This is a genomic window from Rhizobium sp. GCM10022189, from assembly GCF_042656325.1.
Taxonomy (GTDB): domain Bacteria; phylum Pseudomonadota; class Alphaproteobacteria; order Rhizobiales; family Rhizobiaceae; genus Rhizobium.
Genome location: NZ_JBHSOR010000046.1, coordinates 225,690 through 239,356 on the forward strand (window position 1 = coordinate 225,690; position 13,667 = coordinate 239,356).

General features: G+C 62.8%; 12 protein-coding genes and 1 pseudogene. 2 read left to right on the forward strand and 11 right to left on the reverse strand.

All coding sequences use genetic code 11. The features are described 5' to 3' along the window. Positions 1-98 precede the first annotated feature (98 nt). Positions 99-1,595 (forward strand): glycerol kinase GlpK, encoded by a 1,497-nt coding sequence (gene glpK / locus ACFPWW_RS19245; protein ID WP_377312966.1) that lies wholly within the window; start codon positions 99-101, stop codon positions 1,593-1,595. Positions 1,596-1,671: 76 nt separating this feature from the next. Here glpK and ACFPWW_RS19250 read toward each other — a convergent pair whose 3' ends face one another. From ACFPWW_RS19250 to ACFPWW_RS19285, 8 genes are all read right to left on the reverse strand, one after another. Then, the gene (locus tag ACFPWW_RS19250; protein ID WP_377312967.1) at positions 1,672-2,742 is read right to left on the reverse strand and encodes an ABC transporter ATP-binding protein; all 1,071 of its coding nucleotides are present in this window, start codon (positions 2,740-2,742) and stop codon (positions 1,672-1,674) included. Between the two features lie 15 nt (positions 2,743-2,757). Further along, entirely contained in the window at positions 2,758-4,278 is a 1,521-nt protein-coding gene (locus ACFPWW_RS19255) for a DUF5060 domain-containing protein (protein WP_377312968.1), read from the reverse strand. Positions 4,279-4,309: 31 nt separating this feature from the next. Further along, a complete protein-coding gene (locus ACFPWW_RS19260; protein WP_112702986.1) occupies positions 4,310-5,194 on the reverse strand; it encodes a carbohydrate ABC transporter permease in 885 nt (294 codons plus the stop codon). Beyond that, entirely contained in the window at positions 5,191-6,090 is a 900-nt protein-coding gene (locus tag ACFPWW_RS19265; RefSeq protein WP_112571316.1) for a carbohydrate ABC transporter permease, read from the reverse strand. Before ACFPWW_RS19265 ends, ACFPWW_RS19260 begins: the two co-directional genes overlap by 4 nt. Positions 6,091-6,185: 95 nt before the next feature. Then, positions 6,186-7,439: an extracellular solute-binding protein gene (locus tag ACFPWW_RS19270; protein ID WP_112702987.1), complete on the reverse strand. Its 1,254-nt coding sequence runs from the start codon at positions 7,437-7,439 to the stop codon at positions 6,186-6,188. A gap of 180 nt (positions 7,440-7,619) precedes the next feature. Next, positions 7,620-8,015, reverse strand: a complete 396-nt coding sequence (locus ACFPWW_RS19275; protein ID WP_377312969.1) for a hypothetical protein — start codon at positions 8,013-8,015, stop codon at positions 7,620-7,622. Beyond that, a complete protein-coding gene (locus ACFPWW_RS19280) occupies positions 8,012-8,482 on the reverse strand; it encodes a hypothetical protein (RefSeq protein ID WP_377312970.1) in 471 nt (156 codons plus the stop codon). The genes ACFPWW_RS19275 and ACFPWW_RS19280 overlap by 4 nt, the downstream gene beginning before the upstream one ends. Positions 8,483-8,512: 30 nt before the next feature. Continuing rightward, positions 8,513-9,307, reverse strand: a complete 795-nt coding sequence (locus ACFPWW_RS19285) for an SDR family NAD(P)-dependent oxidoreductase (RefSeq protein WP_113412757.1) — start codon at positions 9,305-9,307, stop codon at positions 8,513-8,515. A gap of 187 nt (positions 9,308-9,494) precedes the next feature. On the opposite strand from ACFPWW_RS19285, the gene ACFPWW_RS19290 reads away from it, so the two are divergent. Beyond that, entirely contained in the window at positions 9,495-10,442 is a 948-nt protein-coding gene (locus tag ACFPWW_RS19290; protein WP_377312971.1) for a GlxA family transcriptional regulator, read from the forward strand. A gap of 32 nt (positions 10,443-10,474) precedes the next feature. Here the strand turns inward: ACFPWW_RS19290 and ACFPWW_RS19295 are convergent. From ACFPWW_RS19295 to ACFPWW_RS19305, 3 genes and pseudogenes are all read right to left on the reverse strand, one after another. Next, positions 10,475-10,771: pseudogene (locus ACFPWW_RS19295) on the reverse strand (helix-turn-helix domain-containing protein); the annotation flags it as partial. A 19-nt stretch (positions 10,772-10,790) separates the two neighbouring features. After that, a complete protein-coding gene (locus tag ACFPWW_RS19300; protein ID WP_377312972.1) occupies positions 10,791-12,635 on the reverse strand; it encodes a hypothetical protein in 1,845 nt (614 codons plus the stop codon). Continuing rightward, entirely contained in the window at positions 12,632-13,666 is a 1,035-nt protein-coding gene (locus tag ACFPWW_RS19305) for a Gfo/Idh/MocA family protein (RefSeq protein WP_377312973.1), read from the reverse strand. Before ACFPWW_RS19305 ends, ACFPWW_RS19300 begins: the two co-directional genes overlap by 4 nt. Position 13,667: the final 1 nt, after the last annotated feature.

A 13,667-nucleotide genomic window follows, 5' to 3' on the forward strand; every position in this document is an offset into this window, starting at 1 on the left:
GCAGCGCGCCGGGAAGGTCGACATCACTTCCAGAACACAAACGGGAACAGAGCTGCCGTTCCGGCGGAACGATGGCTGCTGCGCAGGAAACAGAAGTCATGAGCGGCCATATCCTTGCCATCGACCAGGGCACGACATCGTCGCGGGCGATCGTTTTCGACCCTCGGATGAACATCGTGTCGTCGGCGCAGACGGAGATCACCCAGCATTTCCCGCAGACCGGCTGGGTGGAGCACGATGCCGACGAAATCTGGGATACGGTGCTTTCGACGGCGCGCGATGCGCTGGCAAGGAGCGGCACGGCACCGGGCGCAATCGCCGCCGTCGGCATCACCAACCAGCGCGAGACGACCGTCGTCTGGGAAAGAGCCACCGGCCGGCCGCTCCACAAGGCGATCGTCTGGCAGGACCGGCGTACGGCGGAAATGTGCGACCGGCTGAAGGTCGACGGTTATGAAAAGCTCTTTACCGCCAAGACCGGCCTGCTTCTCGATCCCTATTTCTCCGGCACGAAGCTGCGCTGGCTGCTGGACAATGTCGAGGGACTGCGCGCCCGCGCCGAGGCCGGCGAAGTCTGTTTCGGCACGATCGACAGCTGGATCATCTACAAGCTGACCGGCGGGCGGGCGCATGTCACCGACGCCACCAACGCCTCGCGAACCCTCATCTACAATATTGCCGAGAACGACTGGGACGACGAACTGCTCGAGATCCTGCGCATCCCCCGGGCGCTGCTGCCCGAGGTCAGGGATTGTGCCGACGATTTCGGCACCGTCGATCCCGCTATTTTCGGTGCGGCCATCCCGATCCTCGGCGTTGCCGGCGATCAGCAGGCGGCAACGATCGGCAATGCCTGTTTCGAACCGGGCATGGTGAAATCCACCTATGGAACCGGCTGTTTTGCGCTGCTGAATACGGGTGACGATCTGGTGCGCTCGAAGAACCGGTTACTCACGACCATCGCCTATCGCCTGGACGGCAGGACGACCTATGCGCTGGAAGGTTCGATCTTCATAGCCGGGGCGGCCGTGCAATGGCTGCGCGACGGTCTCGGAATCATCGACAAGGCATCGGAAACCGGTGCGCTGGCCGACAAGGCCGATCCGCAGCAGCGTGTCTATATCGTGCCCGCCTTCACGGGCCTCGGCGCTCCCTATTGGGATCCGGAGGCGCGCGGCGCGATCTTCGGCCTGACGCGCAACAGCGGCCCGGCGGAACTGGCGCGTGCGGTCCTGGAATCCGTCGCCTACCAGACGCTCGATCTTCTCGTCGCCATGAGAAGCGATTGGGGCGACCATCCGATCGAAACGGTTCTGCGCGTCGATGGCGGCATGTCGGCTTCCGAATGGACGATGCAGCACCTTGCCAACATTCTCTCCAGCCCCGTCGATCGCGCGGCCACGCTCGAGACGACGGCGCTCGGCGCAGCCTGGCTTGCCGGATCGAAGGCCGGTGTCTGGCCGGGACAGGAGGCGTTTGCCCGCGCCTGGGCGCGCGACCGGAGCTTTGAGCCCGACATGGCTGATATCGACCGGCAGGCAAGGATCGTCGGTTGGCGCAACGCCGTTGCGCGCACGCTCAGCACGGTGACCTGACGGGGGCGGACCACCACCGTGAAAAGAGCCGGGCGGTGTCAGGCCGCCCGGCTCATAGATCGGTCTGCATGCAGCCTCAAGCGTCGAGCCGGTTCTGTGTCTGCCGGTCGAAGAAATGCACTTTCGGGGTCGCGAAGGAGAGTTTGACGCGCTGCTCGGGTGCAAGGTTGACGCGTTCGCGCACGACCCAGGTCAGTTCCTTGCCCTCGATTTCGACGGCGACATGGGTTTCCGAGCCGGTCGGCTCGATCACCTTCACGACGGCATCGACACCCTCGTCGCCGCCGAGCGATATATCCTCGGGGCGGATGCCCAGTGTCAGCGGCCTGCCGGCGGAATTTCCCGGCGCCTGCGAGAGCTTGACGCGGGCGCCGCCGGCCAGAGCGAGGCTCGGCCCGCTGCCCGCCTCAAGCGTGCCCTCGAGGAAATTCATCGCCGGCGAGCCGAGGAAGCCGGCGACGAAGATGTTGCGCGGCCGGTCGTAGAGTTCGAGCGGGCTGCCGATCTGCTCGACCCGTCCGCCCTGCAGCACGACGATCTTGTCAGCCATGGTCATGGCCTCGATCTGGTCATGCGTGACATAGACGATCGTCGTCTTCAGGCGCTGGTGCAGCGCCTTGATCTCCGCCCGCATCTTGACGCGCAGCTTGGCGTCGAGGTTCGACAGCGGCTCGTCGAAGAGGAAGACCTTCGGATCGCGAACGATGGCGCGGCCCATGGCGACGCGCTGGCGCTGGCCGCCGGAAAGCTGCGCCGGCTTGCGTTCCAGAAGCGGCTGCAGGCCGAGGATGGCGGCGGCCTCCGCCACCTTCCTGTCGATTTCCGGCCGCTTGGCGCCGGCAAGCTCCAGCGCAAAGCCCATGTTCTGGGCGACCGTCATCTGCGGATAGAGCGCGTAGTTCTGGAAGACCATCGCAATGTTGCGGTCCTTCGGCTGCAGATTGTTGACGACGCGCCCGTCGATGCTGATCTTGCCGGCGCTGATATCTTCAAGGCCGGCGATCATGCGCAACAGCGTGGATTTGCCGCAGCCGGACGGGCCGACGAGGATGACGAATTCGCCATCGGCAATATCGACATCGATGCCGTGGATGATATCGACTGCGCCGAAGGATTTCTTGACGTTCTGGATGCTCAGGCCGGACATGGGGGCTCCTTCTTCCTAGCGCTTTCTGCGCACGCGCAGCGCCTGGTGCGGCTTGCGCGGCAGTTTGACGCCGAAAGCCGCGTCGGGCTTGCCGCCGCGCACGATGGCGCCGTGGCGGGTGGGATGCGGGACGGGTGCGGCGACCTTTTCGGCCGGGGTGATCGTCATCTCCCAGGTATCGATGATATCGACATCGTAATTGTCGTCGTCGAGCGGCAGGCCGGACGACCAGATCACCGGCTGGTGCTCGCCGAGATAGATCAGCCGGAAATCGCCGTCGCCGTCCCGCGCGCCCGAGACGCGCGACCAGGGCCACTCGCCAAGGATGCCGATCGGCTCCAGTCCGTGCCTGACATCGGCTTCGAGCAGGTCGCGCAGGAAGCCGATGCGTTTCCAGGCCTCGCCGCGCAACTCGCCGCCCTTGGCCCACCAGATCAGGTCCTCGGGATGCGAATAGGTTTCGCCATGGCCGGCATAACCGCCGCGCGCCACGGTGATCCAGTAGCGGTGCACCAGTTCCCGGGCAGACAGGTTGCCCCAGGACTGCAGGATATCGCCTTCATATTCCGGCTCGTCGTTGACGACGGGCTTGCCATAGGCGTTGCGCCATTCCTGCGTGCGCTTGACGTCGGGGTTCTGGATGCAGGTATGTGTCACCCAGGGCTTGCGATGGTCGAAATTCGCGGTCACGTCGCCGTTGTGGATCGAGCGCAGGTGCTGGTAGGGATCGTTTTCCTCCAGAATGTGGAAATAGCGGTCCCATTGCTCCATCGGCTTGGTGTCGATCAGGAAATCGTATTCGTTGGCAAGCGACCACCAGATGTTCCGGTAGGCCGAAAGCCGCGCCGCCAGATAGGCGACATAGCGGAAATCCTGCTCGGCCGACATATCGGCATAGCCCCAGCGGTCATAGGGGTGGAAGATGATGATGTCGGCCTCGATGCCGAGCGCGCAAAGGGCGGCCACCTGCCGGTCGAAATGCTGGAAGAGAGCCGGGTTCGGCCGGTCGAAATCGGGCTTGCCATCGGCTCCCGTTTCGAAACAGGCGTGCAGCGGTTCGTTGGTATTATAGGGATAGTCCTTCGGGAAGACGCCCATGCGGATCTTGTTGAAACGCGTCTTCTTCAGGGTCTCCAGCGTCTGCCGCTGCATCTCCAGCGGCTGGTGCGTCCAGGCGTAGCAGGTCGTGCCGAAGGAGAAGAAGGGCGTGCCGTCGGCATAACCGAAATGGAACTTGTTGCGCACCCGCACCGGGCCGTGATTGCCGGCGGACGGCGCTGTTGCCACGAACGAACCCGTCTTGCCGTCGAGCGCGGCTGTCTTCGAGCGCGTCCTGAAGGACCATTCGCCCTCGACGTCAGGCATGAAGCGGATGCGGTAGGTGCCGTTGCCGTCGTAAAAGCCCGGCACGCGGACCTCGCGGCTCTTGTGCGCGAACACGGCATCGAATGCCACGTCGAGATAGGGATTGCCCTCGGCGGGGCCGGCAAAGGCCGCTTCGAACACGCCCCATTTTTCGACTGCTGCATCGGACATATGTCTCTCCTCGTAGAATGAATTGCGCGGGTCAGCCCTTCACGGCGCCGGAGGTCAGTCCGGACACGAAGTAGCGCTGAAACATCAGGTAGACGATCGTCGCCGGAAGCACGGTCATCACGATCGCGGCGTTGAGCTGCCCGTAATTGCTGGAAAACTGCCCCTGGAACGACATGAGGCCGAGCGGCAGGGTCCACATGTGCTGGTCCTGCAGGAGGACGAGCGCCATGGCGAATTCGTTCCAGGTGGAAACGAAGTCGAGGATCAGCAGCGCGGCGAGAACCGGCAGGCAGACGGGCAGGAAGATGCGCCGGAAAATGGTGAAATGGGTGGCGCCGTCGATCAGCGCCGCTTCCGAAAGCTCCTTCGGAATGCCTTTGAAGAAACCGTGCAGGATGAAGACCTGGTAGGGAACGCCGAAGGCGATATAGGGCAGGATGACGCCGGGATAGGTATCGATGAGCCCGAAGGAATTCACCAGCGTGAAGAGGGGAGCCAGCATCACCTGGAAGGGGATCATCGTGCCGAAGACGACGAGCAGGAGCAGCGCCTTGCCGATCCTGAGCTTGATCTTGGCGATCGCGTAGGCCGCCATCGCCGACAGCGCCAGGCCGAGCGGCACCTTGATGACGGTGATGATGACGCTGTTGAAGAAGGAGCTGGCGAAATTGCCCCGGCTCCAGGCGTCGGCATAGTTCTGGAAGGCCAATTCGGTCGGCGGCATGAAGGCGCCGGTGCTGGTCACGGCCGCCGGCGTCTTCAGCGACGTGAAGACGATGAAGACGAAGGGTGCCACCCAGATGAGCGCCACGAGGATAAGGGCGATCCACAGGCCGATGAGGATGGGATCGCGCTTCAGGCGAAGGGGCTTCGTATCGATGTCGATATCGTTGGCTTGAGCGCCGAGAACTGTCACGATTCGACCTCCTCATGCTTTTGCGTCCAGCGCAGATAGGGGATGACGATCGCCATGGTGATCAGGAGCAGCACGACCGAGATGGCGGCGCCGCGGCCGAAATCGAAGATCTGCATGGCCTGCGTGAAGGCCCAGAGCGCCAGCATCTGCGTCGACTGGGCAGGGCCGCCGCCGGTCAGGCCGTAGACGATATCGAAGGCTTTCAGCGACGAAATGATCGACAGGACGAGCACGATGGTGATGGTCGGGCGCAGCGCCGGCAGGGTGACGTGCTTGAAGACGGCCCAGCGGCCGGCACCGTCGATGCGGGCCGCCTCGACCAGCGTCTGCGACACGTTCTGAAGGCCGGCGAGGAACAGGACCATCGAGAAACCGACGGTCTGCCAGAGATAGGCGACGAAGACGGAATAGAGCGCGATGTCCTTGTTGCCGAGCCAGTCCTTGATCCAGGTCTGCATGCCCCAGGAGGTGAGCATCTGGCTGAACAGGCCGAAGAAGGGATCGTACATCCACTTCCACATGGTGGCGACGGCAATCGGCGCGATGATGACCGGCAGGTAGAAGATTGCTCTGAGCCCATTGCGGCCGAAGATCTTCTGGTTGAGGCTGAGCGCCAGCAGAAGCCCGACGAGCGGCGGGAAGACGAGGCTCATCAGCGTCCAGATCACGGTGTTCTTGAAGGCGACCCAGAAGACCGGATCGCGCGTGAAGATCGCCTGATAGTTGGCAAAGCCGACAAAGGGCCGCTGCGGGTCGAGCCCGTTCCATTTCTGGAAGCTCAAAACGACGACGTTGACCATCGGGTAGAGCGCGAAGATCGCGTAGATTGCGAGCGCGGGCACGAGCAGCATGAAGGCCTGCACGCGCGGATCATGCGTTGTTTGGCGCAAGGACATTCTCACCTCCGGGGGCAGGGTATCCCCTGCCGGTCTTGCGGATGCGGCGCCGGCCGACCGACACGGGTGTCGGCCAGCCGGCGTCTCGGGAGGGGTCAGGTTCTGCCGGCGATGAAGGCCTGCATCTGCTTGGCGGCCTCGGCCGGCTCGATGCTGCCGGAGGCGACATCGTTGATGACGCGGAAATATTCCGTCGTCACGTCAAGCGGGAAGGCCTGGTCACCGTTCATGTAGATCTTGTCGTAGGTCTTGAAGATATCCAGCCACTCGGCTTCCAGGGGCTTCTGGTTGGTGTACTGGACGTTCTTGTTGACCGAGATCGAGCTGATCTGGCCGACGAGATCCTGCTGCACCTTCGTCGACAGGAAATAGTCGATGAACTTCGCAGCCATGTCCGGGTTCTTGGTCTTGGTGCTGATGTAATTGTACTCGGCGAAACCGTAGAGCCGGTTGGTATTGGTCGGGAAGGGGAAGATCCCGTAATCGTCGAGATTGGCGCCGCTGCCGGAGAGCTGGCCGACCAACCAGTCGCCTTCGAGCATCATTGCCGCACGGCCGGCGGTGAACAAGCTATAGGACTGCTTGTTGTCGATGCCCATGAAGGGCTGCAGCGTATAGTCCTTCGTCCACTTGGCGAATTCGGCGAAACTGTCGGTGGCGCAGGGTTCCTTCGTCCAGTCGAGCTTCATCAGCTTCAGCTGGTCGTGCTTTTCGGCGCCGCACTTGGTTTCGAGAATGACGTCCATCAGGCGCATGACGTGCCAGTTGACGGTGCCGCCGAAGGTGAAGGCCGGGATGCCGGCTGCCTTGAGTTTGTCGGCCGCCGCCAGAAGATCCTCATAGGTCTTCGGCTCCTCGGTGATGCCGGCCTGCTGGAAGAGCTTCTTGTTGTAGTAGACGGCCTCGCCCTTGAAGGTGAAAGGCGTGCCGTGCTTGCCGCCCGGATAGAGATCGGCAAAGGCGGCTGCCGAGGGAAGCAGCTCGTCGTTCCACTTGTATTCGGTGTAATACTTGTCGAGTGGCAGTGACAGGCCCGCCTTCACATATTCGCCGCCGAGGCCAAGGCCTGCCCAGCTGAAATAGATATCGGGGCCGCGGTTGGAGCCGGCCGCCACACGCAGCGCCGTCTTGTGCTCGTCGACGGCGCGCTGGACGATCTCGATATGCGTTCCGGGATTTGCCGCTTCGAAGTCGCTCGCAACCTTCTTCAGCGCCACATTGGCGGCATTGTTGTCGAAGTTCAGCGTCCAGAGCGTGATGTCCTCGGCCTTGACGGGCGTGACCGCAACAGCCGCGACAGCGATGGCGGCCATGCATGAAGACTTCAATTTTGCAGAAAGCGTCAGCATTACGTCCTCCTCTTGTAAGCTGGCGCCCTTCTTGCAGTATGATCATTTACATGTCAACTGGTATGATGAGCTAACCATGGCGATCCTGCTCAGAATTTGCCTGCAGGCGAAAAAGCGGATGCAAAATGAAACCGCCGGCCAAATAGCCGGCGGTCCCTGTCGTCCGAGAGGCGGATGGCGTTACTTCTTCTCATTCAGCCTGGCGACGAACACATCGCCGAATTGCGGAGCCGACATCGGCTGCTGAGCGGTGATCAGCTCCCGGTCGACAATGACATTGCTGCGCCAGTTGGCCACCGTATCGACATGCGCGCCCGCCTCGGCAAGGGCGTTGACGGGGTAAAACTGGACATTGCCGCCGAGACCGGCAGGGCCTTCCAAGGCCTGTTCTTCGCCGGTCGAGAAAATCGTCGCGCGATATCCGGCATAGGGCCAGCCGGCAGCAAGCGAATTTGCCTTGCCGTCATTTGCGATCATCGATGCAACGAAAGCCTGCGGATCCGGCAGCGCCGACAGAAGGACGATCGGGCCGTGACAGATGATGCCGGTCGGCCGGGCCGTGTCATGGAAGCTCAAAGGATCTTTCCAAGGTTCCGGTCCTTCAGGAGGTCGGCCATCGGCGCGTGGCCGCCCGGGATGAAGAGACCGACGTAATCGCTGGTTCCTTCCTTCACCACCTGCTCGAGCGTCTTGGGATGCTTGAGCTGTTCGATGGTCTTTGCGTAGTCCAGTGCTGCGGCGCGCGCCGCATCGTCGCCGCCGAAGAACATCTTATTGTTGGAATTATTGTCCATGACGGGCAGATCGCCCTTCGGATTGGCGATGACCGGTTCGTAGCCGGCATCGACAAGCTTGCGATAGGGAACCACGAATTCGTTGAGGTAGTAGCCGGTCTCGTATGTCTTGCCGTCGCGAAGATCGAGTTCATGCGCGCTCGACATCACGACGAGAACCTTGCCGCGAGATTGGGCCGAAGCGAGGCTCGGGGATGCAATTGCAGCGACCATGGCGACAGCCGCCGCACCGATGGTGAGGAGATTCATTGTCTTCTTCCCTTTGTCCGGATGGTCGTTTCAGATCGCGTAGCGCGGTGCCGGCTTTGAATTGCCGAAATTCGGCGCGAAGGCGCGGCGGTCGGCTTCCCAGCGAAGCCACTGATCGCCGTCATGCAGCGGCGGGATCGTCACCAGTTCGCCCTGGTCGAGACCGCTGAGTGCGGCATCGACCAGATCTTCGGCCGACATGGTCGTGGGCTTGGCCTTCTGTGCCGCGTAGCCGGCAACATCCCAGAAATCGGTGGCGGTCGCGGCCGGAAGGACGGTTTGCACCCTGACGCCCTTGTCTGCCAGGTCGCGCTGCAGGGCATGGCCGAAGCTGAGGACATAGGATTTGGAAGCGCTGTAGACGCCGTTCAGGGCTTCGACGGCAATGCCGACGGCGGAGCTGATGTTGATGATGGTTCCGGCACCGCGCGCCACGAAGCCCGGCGCGGCCGCATAGGTCAGGCGCGTCAGCGCCGTGATGTTCAGTTCGATCATCGCTTCCATTTCATCGACATTGTCCTGCAGAACGGATGCGACCGAGCCGACGCCGGCATTGTTGACGAGCACGGTGATCGTGGCGTCCTTGCGAAGGATATGTTCGATCCTGGCAAGCTCGGCCTTGTTGGCGAGATCGGCTGCGACGGTCGTAATCGTCCGGCCGGTTTCCTTGCCCAGCCTCTCGGCAAGCGTGTCGAGGCGCTGTGCGTTGCGGGCAACGATGATCAGGTCGTATCCGCGCTTTGCGAGACGGTCGGCGTAGACTGCGCCGATGCCGCTCGATGCGCCCGTGATGAGGGCCGTGCCCTTGAACTGCGTTGATGTCATGGGGCTTTCTCCTGGTTCTCTGCCGACACCTCGTCGGCGATGTCCCGGATACTGATCTCGAAAATTCGTATCCTCAATGACATAGATGCAAGGATTTCGGACATGCGGCTCGGTTCTTGAAACCAGCCCCCGCGATGGCTTATTTTCATCGTAAGCAACGTTTCTAGCCGCCGCTTCCGGAGCTGACATGCACACTGTCGGATTGATCGTTTACCCGAATTTTCAATCACTTGGCCTCGCCGTCACCACTGTCTTCGAATACGCCAATCTCAACAGCAAGGAAAAGGCCTATGAGCTGACGATCGTGTCCGAGCATGGCGGTCCGGTGCGCACCTCGGAGGGCTTCTCGGTCAATACCGAGCCGCTCGGCGACGGCGGGTTCGACACGTTGATCGTCACCGGAGACAATGATTGCCGTCTTCCCTCCCAGACCCTGATCGAGTTTCTGAAGCGCGCGCCGGAACGGTCCAGGCGTATCGCCTCGGTCTGCACCGGTGCCTTCGTGCTGGCTGCGGCAGGACTGCTCGAGGGCAAGCGTGCGACCACGCATTGGGCGCATGTCCGCACATTTGAAAACAGCTATCCGAACGTCACTCTCGATGAGGACAGGATCTTCGTCGTCGATGGCCAGATCTGGACCTCCGCCGGGATGAGCGCCGGCATCGATCTGGCGCTTGCCATCGTCGAGAGGGATCTCGGTTTGGAAACAGCGCGCGCCATCGCGCGCAAAATGGTGATCTATCAGCGCCGCGACGGGGGCCAATCGCAGTTTTCCGTGCTTCTGGATATGGATCCGAAATCGGATCGTGTTCAGATGGCCCTTTCCTTTGCCAGGGAAAACCTGGCGAACGAACGTTCCATCGAAACGCTTGCGGAAGCCGCCCGTTTGAGCCCCCGGCAGTTCAGCCGCGTTTTCCGCGAGGAAACGGGCCAGACGCCGGCCAAGGCGATCGAACGCCTGCGTGTGGAGGCGGCGCGGCTCATGATGGAAACCAGCCGCCATCCGATCGAGGTGATTGCGCGCGAAACGGGTTTCGGCGACCGCGAGCGCATGCGGCAGGCCTTTTTGCGGGCCTTCGGCCAATCGCCGCAGGCGATCCAGCGGGCTTCGGGAATGGTCGAGGCGGCAGCCTGACGGATTTTCGTTCGGCCAAAAGTCCCTTCGGCTCAGGAGGCCTTGAGGATTTCCCGGCGTGTCTCCTTCAGCGCTCGACGCACCGTCTGCGGCGGCTGGCCAAGGACACGAATGAATGCGCGGCGCATGCGTTCGCGGTCGACGAAGCCCGTCTCGTGGGCGACGGTCTCAACCGTATGGCGGCCATCCTCCAGCATCAGGCGCGCGGCTTCGGCAAGCTCGTCCAGCGACAGCACGCTCTTGAGATTGGACCGGGCACAGGTGAGAGCGTTCTGGATCCGGTCTGACTTCGGCTCAAGCTCAAGCGGCTGCTGTTGCCCAACGGCCTGCAGGACGTGCCCGAGCCCCCTAGGCGGTGAGTTCGATCGACGCCGTCTCGAAGGGCGTCAGTGTCACGCTGCTGTCGCGCAACGTGGCTGCGAAGCCGATATCGACGCGTTGCTCGTCTGCCGTAAGATTGACCATATGCAGCCTCGCGCCCGACTGGAAGGCCAGCAGGCGCGCGGGATGTGACGAGATGCAGCTCAGCCAGGACGAGCCGGCAAGACCCGACAATAGCTTGACGGTATTGAAGATTGGCCGGGTGCTTCCTTCGGCGGCCGGCTCGCCCTTGCCGGCAACGAGGCCGAAGGAGCCGGTGAGCGCCGAAAGCGTCAGGCATTCGAGGTTGGCATCGAGCACGCGGATCGCATAACCCAGCGCGAAGGCCTCCGCGAAACGGCCATTGTGGCGCGGATCGCGGTTTGCCATCGGAATGCGGCCGCCGGCGGGATTGTCCATGGTGCGGCTGCCGTAGGGGTTCTGCCGCATGGGAATGGTCGAGGGGCCGATCCGGTAGGGTTTGTCGCCGTAGATGGCACGCACCGAGCCGGTGATGAAGGGCAGCGCCTCCAGCGTCTGCATGACGCTCAGATCATCGGCGGCATGGACGATCGGGTTGGTGCAGTGGCTGACGAAGCCGAGGCGGTCGGCCGGCACGCGCTTGCGGTTGAGCTCGGTGAAATAGCTCAGCATGCCGCCGCCGATGCGGATGCCGGCAAAAGCCTCGTGGGCGGCGGCATAGACCTCTTCGAGCGGCGGGCATTCCGGCCATTTGCTGCCGGGCGGCGTCGATTGCCGATCGACGGAAGGGGAGATCAGGATGGCGTCCGGGCGCAAGCCGGCAGCCTGCATCTGCCTTGCGATTTCAGCCGTTTCGGCGGCCGGCGCCTGCCTGCAGGACAGGGCGATTTCCAGCGTCGAGCCGCCGCGGTGAAGGGCCGCGACGGCAGCGAAATCCTTCAGTGCCTGCGTGCCGTGGCCGGCATCCGGATCGAAGTGGAAAAGCAGCTCCTGCGGCGCGATTTCGCAAAGCAGGTCACGGGCCGCAAGCACGGCCCGGGCTTCTTCAGGCGTGACGATCAGGCCGATGGCCGGCATGGTTCCGCCTTGTTCACCCGGTTCGAGCCGGATACTGCCCGCCGCCGGGCCACCGGTTACCGTCTGTCCGCTTCTGGTGTCCTTGAGGGACAGGACGATCCTCTGCCGCACCGGTTCGTTTGCCGCGATCCGGTAGGGCCAGGGAAGCGCCAGCGGGCGCACATAGGTCTTGTAGGAAGCGTCCGACCAGTTGCGCTGGTCTTCCATCTCGAACGTGTCGCCTTCCATGCGGCATTCGGCCGAAACGCCGGGGACCACCTGATGGGTGATCGCGCGCATGTCCTTGAAGGGCTGCCAGGGGTCGATCCGGTCGGGAAAACGCGTCTCCACGACGCGGCCATCGACATGTTCGACCTTCGCCGGCCTTCCGGCAATACCGACGATCGGATGCAGGATGCAGAAGCCGCAGCGATTGGTCTCGAAACCGCCCGGCGAGAGCGCTGCCGCCTCGAAGGCCAGCTCATGCTCCGTCGCGACAATCCCCACGGAAACGGCAAGGCTGGAGCCGTCAGGTCCCTCGCAGCGGGCGACGTAACGGACGGAGAAGCCGTCTTTCGCCTGCTCGACGAAAAGGTCCCTTATCGCAGGGCTATAGGTGCCCCAGTCGCGGTCGCGCACCAGGTAGGAGACGGCGCGCAGCACCTCGACGCCGTCGTAGCGGATCGTGCGCAGGTTGCCGTTGGCGAGATCGGCCGAGAGCCGCCCGGCAGTCAGGCGGACCGGATGGTCTTCGGCCTCATGCGTGCCGTAGAGGGCGAAGGCGTCCGTGCTCATTTCAGCATCGCCTCCACATCGATCGTCCTGCCGGATGCGGCGCTGTCATAGGCGGCTTCGACAAGGGCGAAGGTCTTGAGGTTGTCGGCGCCCGACGTTGCCGGCTCGCCGCCGTTCTTCAGCCGGTCGACCCAATGTTTCTGGATCGCGTAGACGCTTTCCTGAATATTGTGCCAGGGCCGCGATGCCCAGGAAAGCAGCTGCGGCGAGGCATCGGAGACGATGGTGCCGGCTGCGTTGGTGACTTCCAGCCGGTAGCCGGCCGAAAGGCGGATCGTTCCGTCCGTGCCGTCGAGCTCGATCAGCGTTTCCGGGAAAGGCTCGTTGCCGAGCTTCGTCGCGTAGCTGACATCGACGATGGAGGTCGCGCCGCTTTCGTGGTCGAGCAGGATCGTCGCGACATCCTCGCCCTTGATCCTGGGATTGACGCGTCTGGTGCGGGCCGTCAGCGTTTTCACGTCGCCGAGAATGAAGCGGGCGATATCGAGCGTGTGGATGCCGAGATCTTCGATGATGAAACGTTCGCCTTCGGCGAGATAGGGCTGGCCGGAAAACACGTCATAGCCGGAGCGGAAGGAGAAACGGCCCCAGAAGGGTATGCCGATCGCCTTGTCGTCGAGCAGCCGTCGGACAGCCTGGATCGGTGTCTGCCAGCGGAAGTTCTCGTGTACCATCAGCGCGATACCGGCTGTCCGGCAGGCCTCCACCATTGCCTTGGCATCGGCAAGCGTCCGGGCAAAAGGTTTCTGGCAGATGGCGGGGACCTTGTGGCCGGCGGCCAATTCCACCAATGCCCGATGGCTCTGGACCGTGGTGGCGATATCGACGAAATCGAAGCCGCCATCGGCAAACATGGCGGCAGCATCCGTGTAGCGCCTGTCGATGCCGAACTGTTCGCCGACGATCTTCAGGCGTTCCGGGTCACGGTCGCAGATCGCCACGATCGCGGCACCGTCCACGTCCTTCCATGCGTGCATCTGGTTGATCGCAAAGAAGCCGCAACCGATCAAGGCACCTTTCAAATCAGCCATT

Bases quoted from the DNA above. Each gene is read 5' to 3' on its own strand.
- ACFPWW_RS19300 (WP_377312972.1), bottom strand. From the start codon at position 12,635: ATGAGCACGGACGCCTTCGCCCTCTACGGCACGCATGAGGCCGAAGAC.
- ACFPWW_RS19270 (WP_112702987.1), bottom strand. From the start codon at position 7,439: ATGCTGACGCTTTCTGCAAAATTGAAGTCTTCATGCATGGCCGCCATC.
- ACFPWW_RS19265 (WP_112571316.1), bottom strand. From the start codon at position 6,090: ATGTCCTTGCGCCAAACAACGCATGATCCGCGCGTGCAGGCCTTCATG.
- ACFPWW_RS19255 (WP_377312968.1), bottom strand. From the start codon at position 4,278: ATGTCCGATGCAGCAGTCGAAAAATGGGGCGTGTTCGAAGCGGCCTTT.
- ACFPWW_RS19280 (WP_377312970.1), bottom strand. From the start codon at position 8,482: ATGAATCTCCTCACCATCGGTGCGGCGGCTGTCGCCATGGTCGCTGCA.
- ACFPWW_RS19250 (WP_377312967.1), bottom strand. From the start codon at position 2,742: ATGTCCGGCCTGAGCATCCAGAACGTCAAGAAATCCTTCGGCGCAGTC.
- ACFPWW_RS19290 (WP_377312971.1), top strand. From the start codon at position 9,495: ATGCACACTGTCGGATTGATCGTTTACCCGAATTTTCAATCACTTGGC.
- ACFPWW_RS19305 (WP_377312973.1), bottom strand. From the start codon at position 13,666: ATGGCTGATTTGAAAGGTGCCTTGATCGGTTGCGGCTTCTTTGCGATC.
- ACFPWW_RS19285 (WP_113412757.1), bottom strand. From the start codon at position 9,307: ATGACATCAACGCAGTTCAAGGGCACGGCCCTCATCACGGGCGCATCG.
- glpK (WP_377312966.1), top strand. From the start codon at position 99: ATGAGCGGCCATATCCTTGCCATCGACCAGGGCACGACATCGTCGCGG.